This window comes from Streptomyces sp. KR55, from assembly GCF_052245645.1.
In the GTDB taxonomy this organism is placed as follows: domain Bacteria; phylum Actinomycetota; class Actinomycetes; order Streptomycetales; family Streptomycetaceae; genus Streptomyces; species Streptomyces flavusporus.
In genome coordinates, this window is sequence record NZ_JBQQCE010000177.1 from 1 (window position 1) to 18,483 (window position 18,483).

17 protein-coding genes and 1 tRNA gene are annotated in these 18,483 nt (G+C 67.6%); 9 read left to right on the forward strand and 9 right to left on the reverse strand.

Annotation, left to right across the window (positions count from 1 at the left end; all coding sequences use genetic code 11):
- Positions 1-832: 832 nt before the first annotated feature.
- Positions 833-1,534, reverse strand: coding sequence for a DUF5324 family protein (locus tag ACTWQJ_RS24955; RefSeq protein WP_443308814.1), 702 nt, complete (start codon positions 1,532-1,534; stop codon positions 833-835).
- Positions 1,535-1,849: 315 nt separating this feature from the next.
- Between ACTWQJ_RS24955 and ACTWQJ_RS24960 the strand changes: the two genes are divergently transcribed.
- Both ACTWQJ_RS24960 and ACTWQJ_RS24965 read left to right on the forward strand, forming a co-directional pair.
- Positions 1,850-2,383: a peptidylprolyl isomerase gene (locus tag ACTWQJ_RS24960; RefSeq protein ID WP_443308815.1), complete on the forward strand. Its 534-nt coding sequence runs from the start codon at positions 1,850-1,852 to the stop codon at positions 2,381-2,383.
- 135 nt (positions 2,384-2,518) lie between these two features.
- A complete protein-coding gene (locus tag ACTWQJ_RS24965; protein WP_443308816.1) occupies positions 2,519-3,445 on the forward strand; it encodes a rhomboid family intramembrane serine protease in 927 nt (308 codons plus the stop codon).
- A 301-nt stretch (positions 3,446-3,746) separates the two neighbouring features.
- On the opposite strand, the gene crgA is transcribed toward ACTWQJ_RS24965, so the two are convergent.
- Positions 3,747-4,001: a cell division protein CrgA gene (gene crgA / locus ACTWQJ_RS24970; protein WP_129798863.1), complete on the reverse strand. Its 255-nt coding sequence runs from the start codon at positions 3,999-4,001 to the stop codon at positions 3,747-3,749.
- A 153-nt stretch (positions 4,002-4,154) separates the two neighbouring features.
- Here crgA and ACTWQJ_RS24975 point away from each other — a divergent pair, with 153 nt between their 5' ends.
- Genes ACTWQJ_RS24975 through ACTWQJ_RS25000 form a run of 6 tightly spaced genes read left to right on the forward strand, consistent with a single transcriptional unit; the run spans position 4,155 to position 8,284 of the window.
- Positions 4,155-4,934 (forward strand): DUF881 domain-containing protein, encoded by a 780-nt coding sequence (locus tag ACTWQJ_RS24975; RefSeq protein WP_443308817.1) that lies wholly within the window; start codon positions 4,155-4,157, stop codon positions 4,932-4,934.
- A 20-nt stretch (positions 4,935-4,954) separates the two neighbouring features.
- Entirely contained in the window at positions 4,955-5,641 is a 687-nt protein-coding gene (locus ACTWQJ_RS24980; protein ID WP_443308818.1) for a class E sortase, read from the forward strand.
- Between the two features lie 52 nt (positions 5,642-5,693).
- Positions 5,694-5,855, forward strand: a complete 162-nt coding sequence (locus ACTWQJ_RS24985) for a hypothetical protein (protein WP_218516021.1) — start codon at positions 5,694-5,696, stop codon at positions 5,853-5,855.
- Entirely contained in the window at positions 5,852-6,490 is a 639-nt protein-coding gene (locus ACTWQJ_RS24990; RefSeq protein ID WP_443308819.1) for an aminodeoxychorismate/anthranilate synthase component II, read from the forward strand. The genes ACTWQJ_RS24985 and ACTWQJ_RS24990 overlap by 4 nt, the downstream gene beginning before the upstream one ends.
- Positions 6,409-7,512, forward strand: coding sequence for a class E sortase (locus ACTWQJ_RS24995; protein ID WP_443308826.1), 1,104 nt, complete (start codon positions 6,409-6,411; stop codon positions 7,510-7,512). Before ACTWQJ_RS24990 ends, ACTWQJ_RS24995 begins: the two co-directional genes overlap by 82 nt.
- A gap of 19 nt (positions 7,513-7,531) precedes the next feature.
- On the forward strand, positions 7,532-8,284 hold the full coding sequence (locus ACTWQJ_RS25000; RefSeq protein WP_443308820.1) for a class E sortase: 753 nt from the start codon (positions 7,532-7,534) through the stop codon (positions 8,282-8,284).
- A 96-nt stretch (positions 8,285-8,380) separates the two neighbouring features.
- On the opposite strand, the gene ACTWQJ_RS25005 is transcribed toward ACTWQJ_RS25000, so the two are convergent.
- From ACTWQJ_RS25005 to ACTWQJ_RS25035, 7 genes are all read right to left on the reverse strand, one after another.
- Positions 8,381-9,439 (reverse strand): restriction endonuclease, encoded by a 1,059-nt coding sequence (locus ACTWQJ_RS25005; RefSeq protein ID WP_443308821.1) that lies wholly within the window; start codon positions 9,437-9,439, stop codon positions 8,381-8,383.
- Positions 9,440-9,624: 185 nt separating this feature from the next.
- Entirely contained in the window at positions 9,625-11,622 is a 1,998-nt protein-coding gene (pknB, locus tag ACTWQJ_RS25010; RefSeq protein ID WP_443308822.1) for a Stk1 family PASTA domain-containing Ser/Thr kinase, read from the reverse strand.
- Between the two features lie 171 nt (positions 11,623-11,793).
- Complete coding sequence (locus ACTWQJ_RS25015) at positions 11,794-13,266, reverse strand: peptidoglycan D,D-transpeptidase FtsI family protein (protein ID WP_443308823.1); 1,473 nt, start codon at positions 13,264-13,266, stop codon at positions 11,794-11,796.
- Positions 13,263-14,711 carry an FtsW/RodA/SpoVE family cell cycle protein gene (locus tag ACTWQJ_RS25020; RefSeq protein WP_443308824.1) on the reverse strand — a complete coding sequence of 483 codons (1,449 nt, stop codon included), beginning with the start codon at positions 14,709-14,711 and terminating at the stop codon, positions 13,263-13,265. The genes ACTWQJ_RS25015 and ACTWQJ_RS25020 overlap by 4 nt, the downstream gene beginning before the upstream one ends.
- Before the next feature lie 27 nt (positions 14,712-14,738).
- Positions 14,739-16,277, reverse strand: coding sequence for a Stp1/IreP family PP2C-type Ser/Thr phosphatase (locus ACTWQJ_RS25025; RefSeq protein ID WP_443308827.1), 1,539 nt, complete (start codon positions 16,275-16,277; stop codon positions 14,739-14,741).
- 132 nt (positions 16,278-16,409) lie between these two features.
- Positions 16,410-16,919, reverse strand: coding sequence for an FHA domain-containing protein FhaB/FipA (locus tag ACTWQJ_RS25030; protein WP_443308825.1), 510 nt, complete (start codon positions 16,917-16,919; stop codon positions 16,410-16,412).
- A gap of 10 nt (positions 16,920-16,929) precedes the next feature.
- Positions 16,930-17,793: an FhaA domain-containing protein gene (locus tag ACTWQJ_RS25035; protein WP_385510417.1), complete on the reverse strand. Its 864-nt coding sequence runs from the start codon at positions 17,791-17,793 to the stop codon at positions 16,930-16,932.
- Positions 17,794-18,268: 475 nt separating this feature from the next.
- On the opposite strand from ACTWQJ_RS25035, the gene ACTWQJ_RS25040 reads away from it, so the two are divergent.
- Positions 18,269-18,355: transfer RNA gene (locus tag ACTWQJ_RS25040), tRNA-Leu, on the forward strand.
- The last annotated feature ends 128 nt before the right edge of the window (positions 18,356-18,483 follow it).

Below are 18,483 nucleotides of genomic sequence, written 5' to 3' on the forward strand. Positions count from 1 at the left end.
CCGCCCCGTTCCAGTACACATGCCGTACACATGGCAACGGGAAAGGCCGGGATATTGCGGGTAACGCAGGGATGCGTTTTGCCTGGTCAACCGGCCTGTGACTGGATTCATGCAGGTAGCAGAGCCACCCTTAACGCCTTTGCATGGCAGATGTCAGGGGTTCGACTCCCCTAGGCTCCACCCAGTAAATGCCCTCTGACCTGCGGAAACGCAGTTTCAGAGGGCATTTTCGTGTGTCGGGGCACGCGGAGCACACGTGTACGCACAGGGAGCGGCAACGGCGCCTCGAAGCACGCCGACTGGATCGGTCGGGCTTCCACGCGTCCCGCTTCAGTCCAGGCGGACGCACCCCGGCCCTCGACGCCGTGGACTCTGCCAGTCCGTGGGACGTCGACCTGCCCGACCCGGCCCAGGCACTGCGCCGGCGGATGCCGGATCCGCGTGGCGGACCCGGCTGAGCCACTCACACCGGAGGATCGGCGCTTCGGTGGATGTCCCAGCTCAACTGTTGACGGCCGGTGCACCTGCGACAGCTCATTGCAGGCGCAACCGGACTCACCCTCGTACGCAGGGATGAACGGTGTCACCACGCTCCTGACGCACGGTGCCGTTCTTGGCATTCAGCGCCGCAGCTCGCGCATGTGACAAGTGGGGTACGGCTGTGCCACGCGATCGTCAACCAGGTGCGATAGCAAGCAAGTTACGGCCGTACGACGCAGGGCGCGCGCCACTCGCCGGTTTCCTGTGAAACGCCGTTCTACGGGAAGCATCCGCGTGAATCATCACTGCGGGGCGGGAGACCCACGAGTCTCCCGCCCCACGGTCAGACGGCTCAGCCGCGGTCCTCGCGGTCCGCGGCCTCCTCCTCGGCCTCCTTGGCCTGCACCTCGGGATCGAGCACGGACTGTCCGCTGCCGTCCACCGACGCGAGCTGGCCCGACTCGGAGACCTCGGTCGCGGCGGGCGGCTCGACCAGCCAGTCGGGGTTGGCCTGCTTGTCCCACCACTTCCAGGCGGCGAAAACGCCGCCCGCGAGAACGCCGAAAACCGCCAGCACCTTCACGGCCCGGCCGGCCTTGGCCCGCCGTTCATGCTTGCGGACCAGCTTGTGGATCTCCTCGGCCGAGACCTGGCCACGCAGCGCGGCCAGCGCGGCGGCACCACGCGACGCCGCCTCGTCCTTGACGGGCCCGGCCGCGGCCACTGCCTGCTCGATCCTCGGCCGGGAGTAGCCGACAGCCTGCCGGGCAGCCATACGGGTACGGAAAGCGGCCTCGTGGGCGGCGTGGTCCACCCTCGGCGGCACATGCGAACGAGCCTGCTCCAGGCGCGGCGCGAGATGCGACTCGTACTGGACGCGGGCCTGCCCGGCCGCCTGCGACACCTTGGGCGCGAGCCGTACGCGTGTCTCGTGTGCGTAGTGCGCGGCCCGGTCCTTCGCCGTGTCGGCGTACGGCGCCACCACTTCCGCGGCGTGCAGCACGCTGTCCTTCGCCGAGCCGGTCGCGGCGCGCACGCTGTCGATGCGGGTCACGGGTTCCTCCTCCTCGGTGGCGTACGTATTTCGACTTTCCACCCTTTTACGGATCATGCCTGCCCAAGCGTGACGTGGCATGTGAGGGCGGGCATCCGGGTCATGGTCGCCGCGCAATAGCGGATGAATACGGCAACAGGAGCTTGTCGTCGACAATGCCACGGATCGCCGCTCCGCGCTCCCGCCACGGAACGACTCATCGGGAAATCTGCAAGCCCTCCGCCCGGATTCCCGCCCGAAACAGCACGTCGGGCGACGTACGGCGCAGGCCGTGCGAGGATCGTGGGGTCACAGGAAGACAACGGAAGGCAGATCGTGGCTGAGCAGCTTTACGCCACCCTGAAGACCAACCACGGCGACATCCAGGTTCGGCTCTTCCCGAACCATGCGCCGATCACGGTCAAGAACTTCGTCGAGCTCGCCAAGGGCGAGCGTGAGTGGACCCACCCGGCCACGGGCCAGAAGTCCACGGACAAGCTGTACGACGGCACGGTCTTCCACCGGGTCATCAGCGGCTTCATGATCCAGGGCGGCGACCCGCTGGGCAACGGCACGGGCGGCCCCGGTTACCAGTTCGCGGACGAGTTCCACCCGGACCTGCAGTTCGACAAGCCCTACCTGCTGGCGATGGCCAACGCCGGCCCGGGCACCAACGGCTCGCAGTTCTTCATCACCGTCGCCCCGACGGCCTGGCTGAACCGCAAGCACACCATCTTCGGCGAGATCACGGACGCGGCCAGCCAGAAGGTCGTCGACTCGATCGCAAGCGCCCAGACCAACCCGCGCACCGACCGCCCCCTCAACGACGTCGTCATCGAGTCGGTCGTCGTGGAGACCCGCGAGGGCTGAGCCGGAAAGCCCACGAGGACCGAGTCGGAGGACCCGCAAGAGCCGAGTCCGAGACCTCCCGTAGGGAACCAAACGCCCCGCTCGTCCGTAAAGAGAGCGGGGCGTTTCTGTCGGACTCGACAATGAGGGGACCTCATGGACCAGGCGCCAGGCAGCCCGAACGGCCCGCACAACCACGGCCCGGACAACCAGAGTCCGCAGGGCGCCGCCGGCACGCCCGCCTGCTACCGCCACCCCGGCCGCGAGACCGGCGTGCGCTGCACCCGCTGCGAACGCCCGATCTGCCCCGACTGCATGGTCAGCGCCTCCGTCGGCTTCCAGTGCCCCGCATGCGTCCGCGACGCCGCCGGCACCGGACACGCGCCGGGCGCCTCCCGCCCCCGCACCATCGCAGGCGGCACCGTCGTCGCCGACCCCCGACTCCTCACCAAGATCCTCATCGGAATCAACCTCGCGGTATTCATCGCCGGCCGGGCCGAACCATCCCTCCTCAACCACATCCTCCTCATCGGCGAATGGCCACCAGCGCCCTGGGGACCGACAGAGGGCGTCGCAGAGGGCGAGTGGTACCGCCTGTTCACCTCGATGTTCACCCACGAAGCCATCTGGCACATCGGCTTCAACATGCTCAGCCTCTGGTGGCTCGGCGGCCCCCTCGAAGCCGCCCTCGGCCGCGCCCGCTACCTCACGCTCTACCTCGTCTCGGGCCTCGCCGGCAGCGCCCTGACCTATCTGCTGGAAGCCCCGACGACGGCCTCGCTCGGTGCCTCGGGTGCGATATTCGGCCTCTTCGGCGCGACAGCCGTGCTCATGCGCCGGCTCAACTACGACATGCGCCCGGTCATCGCCCTGCTCGCGATCAACCTGATCTTCACGTTCAGCCCGGGCTTCGACATCGCCTGGCAGGCCCACATCGGCGGACTCGCCGCCGGCCTGGTCATCGGCTACGCCATGGTCCACGCCCCGCGCGAACGCCGGGCACTGGTCCAGTACGGCACCTGTGCGCTGGTCCTGGCGGTCGTCGTGGGGATGACGCTGCTGCGGACCGCGCAGCTCAGCTGAGCCGGGTGGTTATCCACTGAGCTGTCATGTTGTCCACAGTGCGTGGTGAATCTTGTGCACGCTGTGCGGGAACAGGTGTGCCCCCTGTCGGTGACCTGCGTTTCCGCAGGTCAGACAGGGGGCGAACAAACTTTCAGGGGACGGTGTGGCTGTCGTACCGGTGTCAACGTCCGATGCGTTATCCACAGATCGTCGTCTTTTCCCCAGGTTGGCTGTGGAAATTCTCACGGCTGTGGATAACTCAGCGGATAGCCGTGGGCAGAGCTGTGTTCACCGCCCGCTCGCCTGGTCGTCGACCGGGCTACTTCCACTGGGTGGAGACGCCGAATCCGGCCGCGATGAAGCCGAAGCCCACCACGATGTTCCAGTTGCCCAGCGAGTCGATCGGCAGCGAACCGTCGGTCACATAGAAGACGACGATCCAGGCCAGCCCGATGAGGAACATGGCAAGCATGACCGGCGCGACCCAGGCGCGGCTGTTCAGCTTGATGCTGGTCGCCTGCTTCGACGGCGGCGGCGTGTAGTCGGCCTTCTTGCGGATACGTGACTTCGGCACGAGGGTCTCTCCTGTCGATGCGCTGCGTGGCCGCGCAGGGAACTGGGTCGGGCTCGGGGCAACGTCCGGGGGCGTGTGCAAAGGGGCTCAGAGCGCTCCCCCGGGCGTCCGTTAGCGTAGTGCTTCCGTGGCGCCGAAGGAGATAAGGGTACGTTGAGCAATTCTGCCGACTCCCCCGGGGCGGGAACCAGTCCTGCCCGCCGGTGGGCTTTCCGGCCCGTGCGGCTGCTCACGGTGGGCGTCTTCGCTCTCGCGGGGCTCATTTTCTTCACCAGTTTCCATACGGCCAAAGGCACCAATATCCGTACGGATGCGTCTCTGCTGAAGCTCTCCGACCTGATTGAGGAGCGCAGCCGGAACAACGGCGAACTGGACGAGTCCAACGCGGCCCTGCGTGAGGACGTCGAGTCCCTCGCCGAGCGCGACGACGGCAGCACCAAGGCGGAGGACGACAAGCTCGCCGCCTTGGAGAAGAACGCGGGTACTCAGAAGCTCACCGGTGAGGCGCTGACGGTGACGCTCGACGACGCTCCGCCGAACGCCACCGCCAAGCTCCCCGGTTATCCGGAGCCGCAGCCCGACTACCTGGTCATCCACCAGCAGGACCTGCAGGCCGTGGTGAACGCCCTGTGGGAGGGCGGCGCCGAGGGGATCAAGGTCATGGACCAGCGGCTGATCTCCACCAGCGCGGTGCGCTGTGTGGGCAACACCCTGATCCTCCAGGGCCGGGTCTACTCACCGCCGTACAAGATCACGGCGGTCGGCGACCCGGAGAAGCTGCAGCAGGCGCTTTCGGTGTCGCCGGCGATCCAGAACTACATGGTGTACGTCAATGTCTACGGCCTGGGCTGGAAAGTGGAGGAGAACGGGACGGTGACTCTGCCCGGCTACTCGGGCACAGTGGACCTGCACTACGCGAAGCCCGTGGAGTAAGCGCCGCTCAGGAGCCGCCGGTGCGCGTGATCGTCAGGACCGTCAGCGAACTGTGCATCACCGTCGGCACTGTGATCGTGCTCTTTGTCGTCTATGTGCTGTTCTGGACCGGCGTGAAGGCCGACAACGTCATGGACGACGAGATCGACCGGCTCCAGGAGCAGTGGTCGCAGGGGGCCGTGCAGCCGGGCGCAGCCCCCGGTGCCTCCGCGAGCCCCCCGAAGCCGGCGGCGTACGAGAACGGGAAACCGTTCGCGATCATGTACATCCCGCGTCTTGGTTTCACGTGGAACAAGCCCGTGCTCGAGGGCACCGCCACCGACACCCTGAAGAAGGGCCTCGGCCACTACGCCGGCACCGCGCAGCTCGGTCAGAAGGGGAACTTTTCGGTGGCGGGTCATCGGCGCACGTACGGTGATCCCTTCAAGGATTTCCCCCGGCTGCGTCGCGGCGACGCGGTGGTGGTGACCGATGGGGCGACCTGGTTCACGTATCGGATCGACAAGGGGCCGTACAAGACGGTGCCCACGGATGTGGCGGTGATCGACCCCGTGCCCCGCTCGTCCGGGTACACGCGTGCGGGCCGCTATCTGACCCTGACGACCTGCGAACCGGAGTGGGGCCACAGCCACCGGTTGATCGTCTGGGCGCATCTCGATTCCACGCAGCCTGTGGAGGCCGGGAAACCAGCGGCCCTGCGCCGTTAGTCTGGTGCAGTACGGCGTAAGTCTGGTGCCGTGGTGCGACGGAAGGGACGGCATGTACGGCTGGATCTGGCGGCATCTGCCGGGGAACGCGTGGGTCAAGGCGCTGATCTCACTGGCACTGATCCTGGCCGTGGTCTATGTCCTGTTCCAGTACGTCTTTCCGTGGGCCGAACCGCTGCTTCCCTTCAACGATGTGACGGTGGACAACCAGTGAGCGCGCGCATTCTCGTCGTCGACAACTACGACAGCTTCGTCTTCAACCTGGTGCAGTACCTGTACCAGCTGGGTGCCGAGTGCGAGGTCCTGCGCAACGACGAGGTCTCGACCGCGCACGCCGATGACGGTTTCGACGGTGTGCTGCTGTCGCCCGGTCCCGGCGCCCCCGAACAGGCCGGTGTCTGTATCGACATGGTCCGGCACTGTGCGGCCGGTGGGGTGCCCGTCTTCGGTGTCTGCCTCGGTATGCAGTCCATGCAGGTGGCGTACGGCGGTGTCGTGGACCGTGCGCCGGAGTTGCTGCACGGCAAGACGTCGCTCGTCGAGCACGAGGGCAAGGGCGTCTTCGCGGGCCTGCCCTCGCCGTTCACGGCGACTCGCTACCACTCTCTCGCCGCCGAGCCGGTCACCGTGCCGGCCGAGTTGGAGGTCACCGCGCGGACGCACGACGGCATCATCATGGGCCTGAGACACCGTGAACTCCCGGTCGAGGGTGTGCAGTTCCACCCCGAGTCGGTGCTGACCGAGCACGGTCACCGGATGCTGGCCAACTGGCTGGTGGAGTGCGGCGACCATGGAGCGGTGGCGAGGTCGGCGGGGCTCGCCCCGGTGGTGGGCAGGGCCACGGCGTGACCGCGGCGCCCGGTACGGACTGGTACGGCACGGAGGGGTATCCCCCGTCCCAGGAGCCGTATCAGGCGCCGTACGAGCCTCCCGTCGACGAGGAGACCGTCGCGCTGCGGATACCCGAGCCGCCGGGCGAGGTGCGTCCCGTCGGCGAGTCCATATCGGCTTCTCCCGCCCCGTCAGCCCCTTCGGTCACTGGACCTGCCCACGGTGGCCGCGCGGCCCGCAGAAAGGCCGCCAAGCGGCGTCACGGACGGCACGGAGGCTCCCGTAGGCCCGCCGACACCGACGCCACGACGGCTCCGCAGCGTCCCCTGTCCCGTGTGGAGGCGCGGCGGCAGGCGCGGGCGAGCAGACCGAGCCCGGCGGTGGTCGCCAGCCGGGTGATCGGTGAGGTGTTCATCACCACCGGCGTGCTGATGCTGCTGTTCGTCACCTACCAGCTGTGGTGGACGAACGTCCGGGCGCATGCGCAGGCCGGCAACGAGGCGAGCCAGCTGCAGGACGACTGGGCGAGCGGCAAGCGCAACCCGGGCACCTTCGAGCCGGGCCAGGGCTTCGCCCTGCTGCACATTCCCAAGCTGGACGTGGTCGTGCCGATCGCCGAGGGCACCAGCAACAAGAAGGTGCTCGACCGCGGCATGGTCGGCCACTACGCGGAGGGCGCGCTGAAGACGGCGATGCCGGAAGCGAAGACCGGTAACTTCGGGCTGGCCGGCCACCGCAACACGCACGGCGAGCCGTTCCGGTACATCAACCGTCTCGACCCGGGCGATCCGATCGTTGTCGAGACGCAGGACACGTACTTCGTCTACTCGATGGCGTCGATCCTTCCGGTGACCTCGCCGAGCAACGTCAGTGTCCTGGATCCGGTCCCCAAGGACTCGGGTTTCAAGACGCCCGGCCGGTACATCACCCTGACGACCTGCACGCCGGAGTTCACCAGCAAGTACCGGATGATCGTCTGGGGCAAGATGGTCGAGGAACGGCCGCGCAGCAAGGGCAAGCCGGATGCGCTCGTCAGTTAAGGGCAGGGGCAGAGGAACAGTGGCAGCGACCACCGATCGCGAAGAGCACACCGACACCGGCCCCGCTGCGCCCGGGCCGCGGTGCCGCGGCCCCGGCCGGATCGCCATGGCGGTCAGCGTCTTCGGTGAGCTCCTCATCACTGCAGGTCTCGTTCTCGGCCTGTTCGTCGTCTACTCGCTGTGGTGGACGAACGTCCTCGCGGACCGCAAGGCGGACCAGGAGGGCGACAAGGTCCGCGACAACTGGGCCAGCTCCGTGCCCTCCGGGCCCGGCGCGCTGGACACCAAGGACGGCATCGGCTTCCTGCACGTGCCCGCGATGGACAAGGACGAGATCCTGATCAAGAAGGGAACGTCCACGGAGCTCCTCAACGACGGCGTCGCCGGCTACTACACCGACCCTGTCAAGGCGGCCCTCCCCACCAGCGGCAAGAACGGCAACTTCTCCCTCGCCGCCCACCGCGACGGCCACGGCGCGAAGTTCCACGACATCGACAAGCTGAAGAAGGGCGACCCGATCGTCTTCGAGACGAAGGACAAGTGGTACGTCTACAAGGTCTACGCCGTCCTCCCTGAAACCTCGAAGTACAACGTCAAGGTCCTCGACGCGATCCCCAAGGAGTCCGGCAAGAACAAGGCCGGCAAGTACATCACCCTGACGACGTGCACGCCGGTGTTCACGAGCCGGTACCGGTATGTGGTGTGGGGGGAGCTGGAGCGGGTGGAGAAGGTGGATGGGGAGCGGACGGTGCCGGAGGAGCTGCGCGGCTGACAGAGGTCCTTCGAGGACCTCTGTCCCCTAGCATGGCGGAGGCCCGAAGCCGCAACCTTCTCTTGCGGCTTCGGGCCTCTCTGCGTCATGCCATGCCTACTCCAGGATCTTCAGCGGTTCACCGGCGCCCCACTCCTCCAGCACGCCGCGGTGTACGGCGGTGATGCCGGCCTCGGCGGCAATGCTCAGGGCCTCAGGTGTGAAGGGGCACGTCGCCACATAGAGCGCCACTTCCGCGCCGTACAGAACCTTCGCCGACCCGATGAACTTCTGGACGTCCGGGCTGGTGATGGAGAGGTACGGCGCGAACCTCTTGCACTGGGCGACGAGGTGTCGCCCGTCGGCTGTGAGCGCGATGATGTCGACGCCCCGGTCTCCGTGACCGCCTTGTACGACGACGTTGGTGCAGCCGTCGCGTTGCAGCAGTTTGGCGATGTGGCGCTCGAACGTGCGGCCGTTCATGGCGTCCATGGCGGCCATGACTCCGACGACGGGGCGGTCGTCCCGTACCCCTTCGAGCCGCTTCAGCCGGGCGTGGTGCTGGTGGAGCCGACGCTCGATGCGCTGGACGCCTGCGCGGAGCGCGATCAGCTCCCTGCGGTGCTCGCCTGACGTTTCGATCAGGGCGTTGAACATCGGTACGACCGTCTTGCCGAGGATGTGGGTGATGCGCTGGTCGATGCGGTCGTCGAGGGATACGACGTCTGTGGAGTCAGTGGGGGCCGGGTTTTCCACAGGCTGTGTGCGCGCCAGGTACTCCATGTCGAGGAGGTATGTGCGCACCTGACGGGCGACATCGCTGTCGCGCAGGAGCATGGCGACGTTGAGAACGGCGCGCCGGGAGTAGATAGTGAGACTGCGGCGGGCTTGTGGATAACTTCCCAGCGAGAGTGACGCGTTGTCACTCTCGAACTTCCGCAGGTCAGCGCCTCGCAGCACTGCCATGCCGTTGACTTGTAGTTCTTCGCGGTGGCGCTTTGTCAGCTGCCGGATGACTTCGACCGTGACTCCGAAGTAAGCCGCCACCATCGCCGTCGTCACATGCATCCCGTCAGGAAGCAGCGACAGCGCCTTCACCCTGTCGAGCACATCCGTGCGCTCCAGCACGCTGTCGCGCAGGCTCTTCGATTCCAGCAGCGCCGATTCGTTGATCACGCTCTGCCCCTTCACCATTTGTCCTGGCCGTATGGCCGAGGCAGAGCCCTGATGCCCCACCCCAACCAGTCAACGAGTCGTGAAATACGAAGACACGATCGAGGTGTGCACGGCTATGCGGAGCCGCACAACCAAGTAGGCCCTGCCAGAAAGTCCCGGCAGGGCCCACTCACGTTGCGGCGAGGTCAGTCGGAGTCGTTGCCTCCGATGATGCCTCCGTTGCCGCCTCCGTTGTTGCCCCCGCCGAAGTTCACGGTCTGCAGGGTGATCGTCGTGCTCGCCGGGTCGTCGACCTCGTTGCCGCCGCCCGGATCTTGGTTGATGACGAACGCCGTGTCGCTCTGGTCGCTGCCGTCCGCGAACTGGATGTTCGTGAAGCCGGCCGCCGTCAGTTCCTGCTTGGCCTGGGCGACCGTCTTGTTGCGGACGTCCGGCACCTTCGTCTTCTGTTGCAGCTTGCCGACCTTCATGGTCACCGTCGAGTTCTTGTCGACCTGCGAGTTCACCCCCGGCGTCGTCTCGATGACCTTGCCGTCCTGGTTGGGGTCGGTGGTCGGCGTGTCCACGCAGGTACCGGTGAGGTCGTTGGCCTCCATCTGCGCCTGGGCCGCCTCACAGGTCTGGCCGATGACGGCCGGGACGGTGGACTTCGCCTCGGCCTTGGCGATGGTGAGGGTGATCGTGGAACCCTTCTCCACTTCCTCACCGAGGGCTGGGTCCTGTTCAAGGACTGTGCCCGGTTCCTCCGCCGTGGACTCTTCTTCCTTCGTCTTGACCACGAACTCGTACTTGTCGCTCTCGAGTGTCGCCGTCGCGTCCTCAAGGCTGTCGCCCACGACACTCGGCACCGCCACCTTCGGCGCCCCCGTCGACACCACGACGTTGATCGAGGTGCCCTTGTCGACCGTCGTGTCGGGATCCGGGTCCTGGTCGCAGACGTTGCCCTTCTTCTGGTTCTCGCAGGGCTTGTTGCTGACCGACAGCTTCAGATCGGAGTTGGTCGCCAGCCTCGTCGCGTCCGCCTCCGTCTGCCCCACGAAGTTCGGCACCTTCACCGTGTCGTTGCCGACACCTCCGCCCCCGAAGGCCCACCGCCCGATCAGGATCGCGCCGACCAGGACCAGCACGGCCGCGACGACCAACAGGATCGTGGAGGTGTTGGACTTCTTCTGGCGGCGCCGGTCGGGGCGGTCGTCGTAGCCGTAGGCGCCGTCGTCCGGGTTGGCCGGGGGGAGCAGGGTGGTGGCGCCGGCGTGACCGTCGGAGCGCAGGGCGGTGGTCGGCTGGTCGTCCGGGTAGCCGCCGTAGCCGACCGAGCCCATTGCTGCCGTGGCCGCGACCGGCTGGCCGTCGAGGCAGGCCTCGATGTCGGCGCGCATCTCGTCGGCGGACTGGTAGCGGTAGTTCGGGTCCTTGACCAGTGCCTTCAGGACGATGGCGTCCATCTCGGGTGTGATCTCGGGGTCGAAGACCGAGGGGGGCTGGGCCTCCTCGCGGACGTGCTGGTACGCGACGGCGACCGGGGAGTCGCCGATGAAGGGGGGACGGACGGTCAGCAGCTCGTAGAGCAGGCAGCCGGTCGAGTAGAGGTCACTCCGCGCGTCGACCTGCTCGCCCTTCGCCTGCTCCGGGGAGAGGTACTGGGCGGTGCCGATGACGGCCGCGGTCTGGGTCATCGTCATGCCGGAGTCGCCCATGGCGCGGGCGATGCCGAAGTCCATGACCTTGACCTGGCCGTTGCGCGTCAGCATGACGTTGGCCGGTTTGATGTCGCGGTGGACGATGCCGTTGCGGTGGGCGTACTCCAGGCCCTGGAGGATGCCGATGGTCATCTCCATGGCGCGCTCGGGCAGCAGCTTGCGGCCGCTGTGGAGGAGCTCACGGAGGGTGGAGCCGTCGACGTACTCCATGACGATGTACGGGATCGAGACCCCGTCGATGTAGTCCTCGCCCGTGTCGTAGACCGCCACGATTGCGGGGTGGTTGAGCGAGGCGGCCGACTGGGCCTCCCGGCGGAAGCGGGCCTGGAACGACGGGTCGCGTGCGAGGTCCGCGCGCAGCGTCTTCACCGCCACGGTGCGGCCGAGGCGGGTGTCATGCGCGAGGTATACCTCCGCCATGCCACCACGGCCGAGCACCTGGCCCAGCTCGTACCGGCCGCCGAGGCGACGCGGCTCTTCCATAAGCTACCTACCAGCCCTCTCCGTCGGTCCCGACCGGCACGTCGTGCGGCCGGAGGCTGCCGTCCGGGCCTACCGTACCCGGCTCGCTTTGTGTGACCTGGCCAAGCCCGTCACCCGATACAGGACCGGTATCGCAACGTGCACCGATGTGAAGGTGACGTGACGGGACTCTCACTGCTTGCTCTTGATGACCGCCTCCATCACGCTCTTCGCGATGGGCGCTGCGAGGCCGCCGCCGGAGATGTCACCGCGGTCTGCGGCCTCGTCTTCGACCACCACGGCCACGGCGACCGGCGAGCTGCCGTCGTCGAGCTTGGCGTAGGAGATGAACCAGGCGTACGGCTTTTCGCTGTTGTCGACGCCGTGCTGGGCGGTACCGGTCTTGCCGCCCACGGTGACGCCGTCGATCTGTGCGTTGGTTCCCGTGCCCTTGCTGACGACGGTCTCCATCATCGACTGCAGGATCTGTGCGTTTTCCGGCGACAGCGGTTCGCTCATCTGCTCCGGCTCGGTCTTCTCCACGGGGTCGAAGTCCGGTCCCTGGAGCTCGTCGACCATGTACGGCTTCATCAGCTTGCCGTCGTTGGCGACGGCGGAGGCGACCATGGCCATCTGCAGCGGGGTCGCCGCGGTGTTGAACTGGCCGATGGAGGACAGCGCGGTCTGCGACTGGTTCATGTCGTCGGAGAAGACGGACGCGTTGGCGCGGACCGGGGTGTACTGCTCGGAGGTGAAGCCGAACTTCTTCGCCGTCTCCAGCATCTTGTCGTTGCCGAGGTCGGAGCCGACCTTGCCGAAGACGGTGTTGCAGGACCACTGCAGGGCGACTCGCAGGGTCGCGTTCTTGCAGGGGATGTTCCCCTCGTTCTTCAGCTCGGTGGTGGTGCCCGGCATGGTCCACGGCAGCGGGGTCTTGGTGGCCGCGTCCGCTTCCGTGTACAGGCCGTGCTCCAGGGCAGCGGCCGCGGTGACGACCTTGAAGGTGGAGCCCGGCGGGTAGGTCTCGCGCAGCGCCCGGTTGAGCATGGGGTCGTTGGCGTTGTTCTTCTTCTGGAGCTTGTTCCAGGCCTTCGCGTCGTCCCCGGAGTATCCGGCGATCGTCGAGGGGTCGTACGACGGGTAGGAGGCCAGCGCGAGGATCTTGCCGGTCTCCGGGTCGAGGGCCACCACCGCGCCCTTGCCGCGCTGGGCGAGGCCGTCGTAGGCGGCCTTCTGGGCAGCGGAGTTGAGGGTGGTGACGACGTTGCCGCCCTCCTTCTTCTTGCCCGTCAGCATGTCGAGGGTGTTGCGGAAGAAGAGCCGGTCGTCGTTGCCGGTGAGGATGCCGTCCTCGAGGTTCTCCAACTGGTTGGTGCCGAAGGCCTGGGAGGCGTAGCCGGTGACGGGCGCCCACATGGGGCCGTCCTTGTAGGTGCGGACGTACTCGAAGTCGCCGCTGGAGGCCTGCTTGGAGCCGGTGATGGCCTTGCCGTCGACGATGATGTCGCCGCGTGGGGTGGCGTACCGCTCTATGGCGACGCGGCGGTTGTCGGTGTCGCTGGCCAGTTCGTCCGCGCGGAGGTACTGGAGCCAGTTGTCGCGGATGAGCAGTGCCAGGACGAGAAGTCCGCAGAAGATCGCGATCCGGCGCAGGGGCTTGTTCACGGGCGGACCACCTGGGTCATCTCGGCGTCGGGGTTGGGCGCGGGGGCGGGCGCCGGGCGGCGTGCGGTGTCGCTGATGCGCAGCAGGATGCCGATCAGGGCCCAGTTGGCGATGACGGAGGAACCGCCGTAGGCCACGAACGGCAGCGTCATACCGGTCAGCGGGATGAGGCCCATCACACCGCCGGCCACGACGAAGACCTGGAGGCCGAAGGCGCCGGACAGGCCGACGGCCAGCAGTTTGCCGAACGGGTCACGGGCCGCGAGCGAGGTACGGATTCCGCGCTCGATGATCAGGCCGTAGAGCAGCAGGATCGCCATGACGCCCGCCAGGCCCAGCTCCTCGCCGAAGGTGGCGAGGATGAAGTCGGAGTTGGCGGCGAAGCCGATGAGGTCGGAGTTGCCCTGGCCGAGGCCGGTGCCGAGGGTGCCGCCGGAGCCGAAGGCCCACAGGGCCTGCATGGCCTGCTCGGAGTGGACGACGCCGTCCTGGACGCCGGCTCGGGAGAGCTCGAACTCGCGCATCGGGTCGAGCCAGGCCTGCACACGCGTCTGGATGTGCGGCTCGAAGCTCGCCACGCTGACGGCGCCGACCGCGGACATCAGCAGACCGAAGACGATCCAGCTGGTCCGCTCGGTGGCGACGTACAGCATGATGACGAACATTCCGAAGAACAGCAGCGACGTACCGAGGTCGGTCTCGAAGACCAGGATGAGGATCGAGATCACCCAGACGACGAGAATCGGTCCGAGGTCGCGGCCGCGCGGCAGGTACAGACCCATGAAGCGGCGACTGGCCAGGGCCAGGGCGTCTCTCTTGACCATGAGGTAGCCGGCGAAGAAGACGGCAAGGATGATCTTCGCGAACTCGCCGGGCTGGAGCGTGCCGAGGCCGGGGATCTTGATCCAGATCTTTGCGCCGTAGATGTTCGCGCCGAGTCCGGGTACGAGCGGCAGGATCAGCAGGAACAGCGCGGCGGCCATGGAGATGTAGGTGTAGCGCTGCAGGACGCGGTGGTCCTTGAGGAAGATCAGCACGGCCACCAGCAGGGCGACGCCCATCGCGGAGTACAGCAGCTGGCGCGGTGCCGCCTCGACGTAGCTGCTGCTCTGCTGCAGTCGCTTCGACTGGTCCAGACGCCAGATGACGACCAGGCCGATCCCGTTCAGCAGGGTTGCCAGCGGCAGCATCAGCGGATCGGCGTACGGCGCGAATTTCCGGACGGCGAGGTGGCCGACGCCGGCCAGCAGGCCGAGGCCGAGGCCGTAGCTCAGCAGGCCGGTCGGCACCTCGTCGTTGATGGCGAGTCCCACGTTGGCGTAGGCGAAGACCGGGATGAGGACGGCGAACACCAGGAGTCCGAGCTCGGTGTTGCGCCGGCTCGGTGTGCCGATCGAGCCGATCGTGGAGGTGTGCTGTGTCGACGTGTTGGTAGTACTGCTCATCGTGTGACGGGGCCTCTCACGGCTTGCCTACTGCTTACCGCACAGCGAGACGACCTTCTGCTCTTCCTCCGAGAGGCTGGGGCCGGGGCTGGGAGTGGCGGTCGCGGACGGGGTCGGGGTCGGGGTCGGTGATCCGGAAACCGAGGGACTCGGCGTGGCCTTGGACGCGAGAGAGGTACGAGTGGTTCCCGTGGTGCCGCCGGCCTCGCCCTGGCCGGTCTGCGCGTTGTTCTCGGCCTCGGCGGCGCGGCGGTCGGCCTCCTTCTTGCAAGCGGAAGCCTGCACGGCCAGCTCGTCGATCTTGGCCTGGGCGTTCTTCAGGCCGCCTTCGGCCATGGTCGCCTTGACCAGCTTCTGCTGGTACGGGGGCAGGTACTTGAGTTCGATCTCGGGGTGGTCCTTCTCGACCTTCGACAGCGAGACCCAGGCGAGGTCCTGGCTGATGCCCCGGTAGAGGGCGACGTGTTCGCCGTTGGTGCCGACGTAGTACTGCGTCTGTGTCCAGCGGTAGCCGCCGTAGAGTCCGCCGCCGAGCACGGCCAGGGCGAGTGCCCCGTAGACGGATCTCTTCAGCCATGTGCGGCCGGGCCGTGGTTTGACGAAGTCGTCGTCGCCGTAGGCGCCGAAGCCGCTGGTCGGGATGTAGCCGGTGGTGTCGCCGGAGCCGGGCGGGCCGAACTCGCCGCCACCGCCGCCCTGTCCGGGGACCTGGCGGCCGAGGCCGGAGGCGCGGCCGGCCGGGGTCTGCATGATGCCGTTGTCGTGCAGGTGGTTCTGGTTCTCGGCGACGGCGCCGACCACGACCGGGGTGTCGGACAGCTGCCCGGCGAGGGTGTCGCCGGTGTCGAGGTCGAGGACGTCGGCGACGATGACGGTGATGTTGTCGGGGCCGCCGCCGCGCAGGGCCAGCTCGATCAGCTGCTGGACGGTCTCCTGGGGGCCCTGGTAGCTGGCGAGGGTGTCTTCCATCGTCTGGTGGGAGACGACTCCGGACAGTCCGTCGGAGCAGATCAGGTAGCGGTCACCGGCCCGGACCTCACGGATGGACAGGTCGGGTTCGACGTGGTCGCCGCTGCCGAGCGCGCGCATCAGGAGCGAGCGCTGCGGGTGCGTGGTCGCCTCCTCCTCCGTGATGCGGCCTTCGTCGACGAGCCGCTGCACCCAGGTGTGGTCCTGGGTGATCTGGGTGAGGACACCGTCGCGGAGCAGGTACGCGCGCGAGTCGCCGACGTGGACGAGGCCGAGGCGCTGGCCGGTCCACAGCAGGGCGGTGAGCGTGGTGCCCATGCCCTCCAGTGACGGGTCTTCCTCGACCATCTGCCGCAGCTGGTCGTTGGCCCGCTGGACGGCGGCGCCGAGTGAGGTGAGCACGTCGGAGCCGGGGACGTCGTCGTCGAGCTGGACGATGGTGGAGATCGCCTCGGAGGAGGCGACCTCGCCGGCCGCGGCGCCGCCCATGCCGTCGGCGATGGCGAGCAGGCGTGGGCCGGCGTATCCGGAGTCCTCGTTGCCTTCCCGGATCATGCCTTTGTGTGAACCGGCGGCGAAGCGCAGTGACAGACTCATGCGCACCTCGCCCGTCGGCTCCGGGTACAGCCGATCGTGTCGAGCCACACTGCCCACCCTCCGGTCGGGAGCGCGCCGGGGCCCCGGGTGTGGACCGCCGCTGCGTGCTCGCTCCGCTCGCTCATTGTCGTACTACTTCCGCAGCTCGATGACGGTCTTGCCGATGCGGATCGGTGCGCCCAACGCGATCGGCGTGGGGGTCGTGAGGCGGCTCCGGTCGAGATATGTGCCGTTGGTGGACCCGAGGTCTTCCACGATCCACTGGCCGTCCCGGTCCGGGTAGATCCTGGCATGCCGGCTGGAGGCGTAGTCGTCGTCCAGCACGATCGTGCTGTCGTGTGCCCGGCCCAGGGTGATGGTCTGTCCCTGGAGCGCGACGGTCGTGCCGGTGAGTGTGCCTTCGGTCACGACCAGTTTCGTCGGGGCGTTACGACGCTGGCGGCCCTGGGCGGGCTGCTGGCGCTGTTGCGGGGGTGCCTGGCGGCCGGCCTGCTGTGGCCGGCCGGCCTCCCGGCGGGACCCGCGCTGGGTGACCCGCGTCCCGAACAGGTCGCTGCGGATGACCTGCACGGCCATGATCACGAATAGCCACAGTACGGCCAGGAAACCCAGCCGCATGACCGTGAGGGTCAGCTCTGACATTGCCCCCGGATCACCCTTCGGCTTGCCTATAGATAACGGTGGTGCTGCCCACGACGATCCGCGAGCCGTCGCGGAGCGTAGCGCGGGTGGTGTGCTGCCCGTCCACCACGATGCCGTTGGTGGACCCGAGATCCTGGATCGTCGAGGGCGTTCCGGTCCGGATCTCACAGTGCCGGCGCGATACGCCGGGGTCGTCGATCCGCACGTCGGCTTCGGTGCTGCGGCCCATCACCAGGGTCGGGCGGGAGATCTGATGGCGGGTGCCGTTGATCTCGATCCAGTACCTGGTGCGCGCGCCCGGCGCGGCGCCGGGGCGCTGTGCGGCGGGCTGGGTCGGCTGCGGGTAACCGTAGCCGCCGGGGCGGGCGCCGGGCGGTGGCGCGGCGGGCATGGGGGGAGCGCCGGCGGGTTGCGCGGGGCTGCCCGGCTGCGGGTAGCCGTAGCCGCCGGGGCGCGCGCCGCCGGCGGCGGGGGCGCGGTTCGGGGCCTCCTGGCTGCTGGAGGAGGCGAGCGTACGGCTGCGCACCCGGTACAGGCCGGTGTCGAGGTCGTCCGCCTTCTCCAGGTGGACCTTGATCGGTCCCATGAAGGTGTAGCGCTGCTGCTTGGCGTAGTCGCGGACCATGCCGGCGAGTTCGTCGCCGAGCTGGCCGGAGTACGGGCTGAGGCGCTCGAAGTCGGGGGCGCTCAGCTCCACGATGAAGTCGTTGGGGACGACCGTCCGGTCGCGGTTCCAGATGGTCGCGTTGTTGTCGCACTCGCGCTGGAGCGCACCGGCGATCTCCACGGGCTGGACCTCGGACTTGAACACCTTGGCGAAGGTGCCGTTGACCAGACCTTCGAGACGCTGCTCGAACTTCTTCAGGACTCCCATGGGGCACCTCCTCCGTTGTTGCCATCCTGTGTACTGCAGGTACTGCCGGTACTGCTGGTACCGGCGGTACTGCCGTCCGTACTGCTTACCCGGTACTGCTTACTGATCGTATCCACGCGCCGGTGAATCGGCTGGTTCCCCCTGTCAGCCCGGTCGACGGGTGTCGACGCCTGACGAAGTTCCCTTCGGCGCTCCCCTTCGAACTCCATGGATCGTAGAGGGGGCCGCAAACAAGTGTCCCGCACCAGACGGTGGACTCCGCCCCTCTCCTGGGCAGACGGGCCGGACCGGTACGAGGTTGATACGGACGGAGGGCCGTCGATCCTGACGGAGGGCTGATGGGACTGACGGGGGCTGACGGGGGCTGCCCCTGCCCCGAACAAAGGGATGTGAACCCACCCCGTCCCGCGTGCTAATGTTCTGCGTGTCGGAGGGCGCCGAACCCAAGGGAAAGCGGCCCGAGGACACACCCAATGCGCGGGTGGCGGAATAGGCAGACGCGCTGGATTCAGGTTCCAGTGCCCGCAAGGGCGTGGGGGTTCAACTCCCCCCTCGCGCACCAGGAGAAACCGACGAAACGGGTCTCTGCAGGTGACGGAAGTCACCGCAGGGGCCCGTTTCTCGTTTCCATGATCGCTGTGAGGCATCACACAGCCTGGTCAGCTCACACAACAGGGCCCCGACGCGTGA

Bases quoted from the DNA above. Each gene is read 5' to 3' on its own strand.
- ACTWQJ_RS25020 (WP_443308824.1), bottom strand. From the start codon at position 14,711: ATGAGCAGTACTACCAACACGTCGACACAGCACACCTCCACGATCGGC.
- pknB (WP_443308822.1), bottom strand. From the start codon at position 11,622: ATGGAAGAGCCGCGTCGCCTCGGCGGCCGGTACGAGCTGGGCCAGGTG.
- ACTWQJ_RS25025 (WP_443308827.1), bottom strand. From the start codon at position 16,277: ATGAGTCTGTCACTGCGCTTCGCCGCCGGTTCACACAAAGGCATGATC.
- ACTWQJ_RS24965 (WP_443308816.1), top strand. From the start codon at position 2,519: ATGGACCAGGCGCCAGGCAGCCCGAACGGCCCGCACAACCACGGCCCG.
- ACTWQJ_RS25030 (WP_443308825.1), bottom strand. From the start codon at position 16,919: ATGTCAGAGCTGACCCTCACGGTCATGCGGCTGGGTTTCCTGGCCGTA.
- ACTWQJ_RS24985 (WP_218516021.1), top strand. From the start codon at position 5,694: ATGTACGGCTGGATCTGGCGGCATCTGCCGGGGAACGCGTGGGTCAAG.
- ACTWQJ_RS25035 (WP_385510417.1), bottom strand. From the start codon at position 17,793: ATGGGAGTCCTGAAGAAGTTCGAGCAGCGTCTCGAAGGTCTGGTCAAC.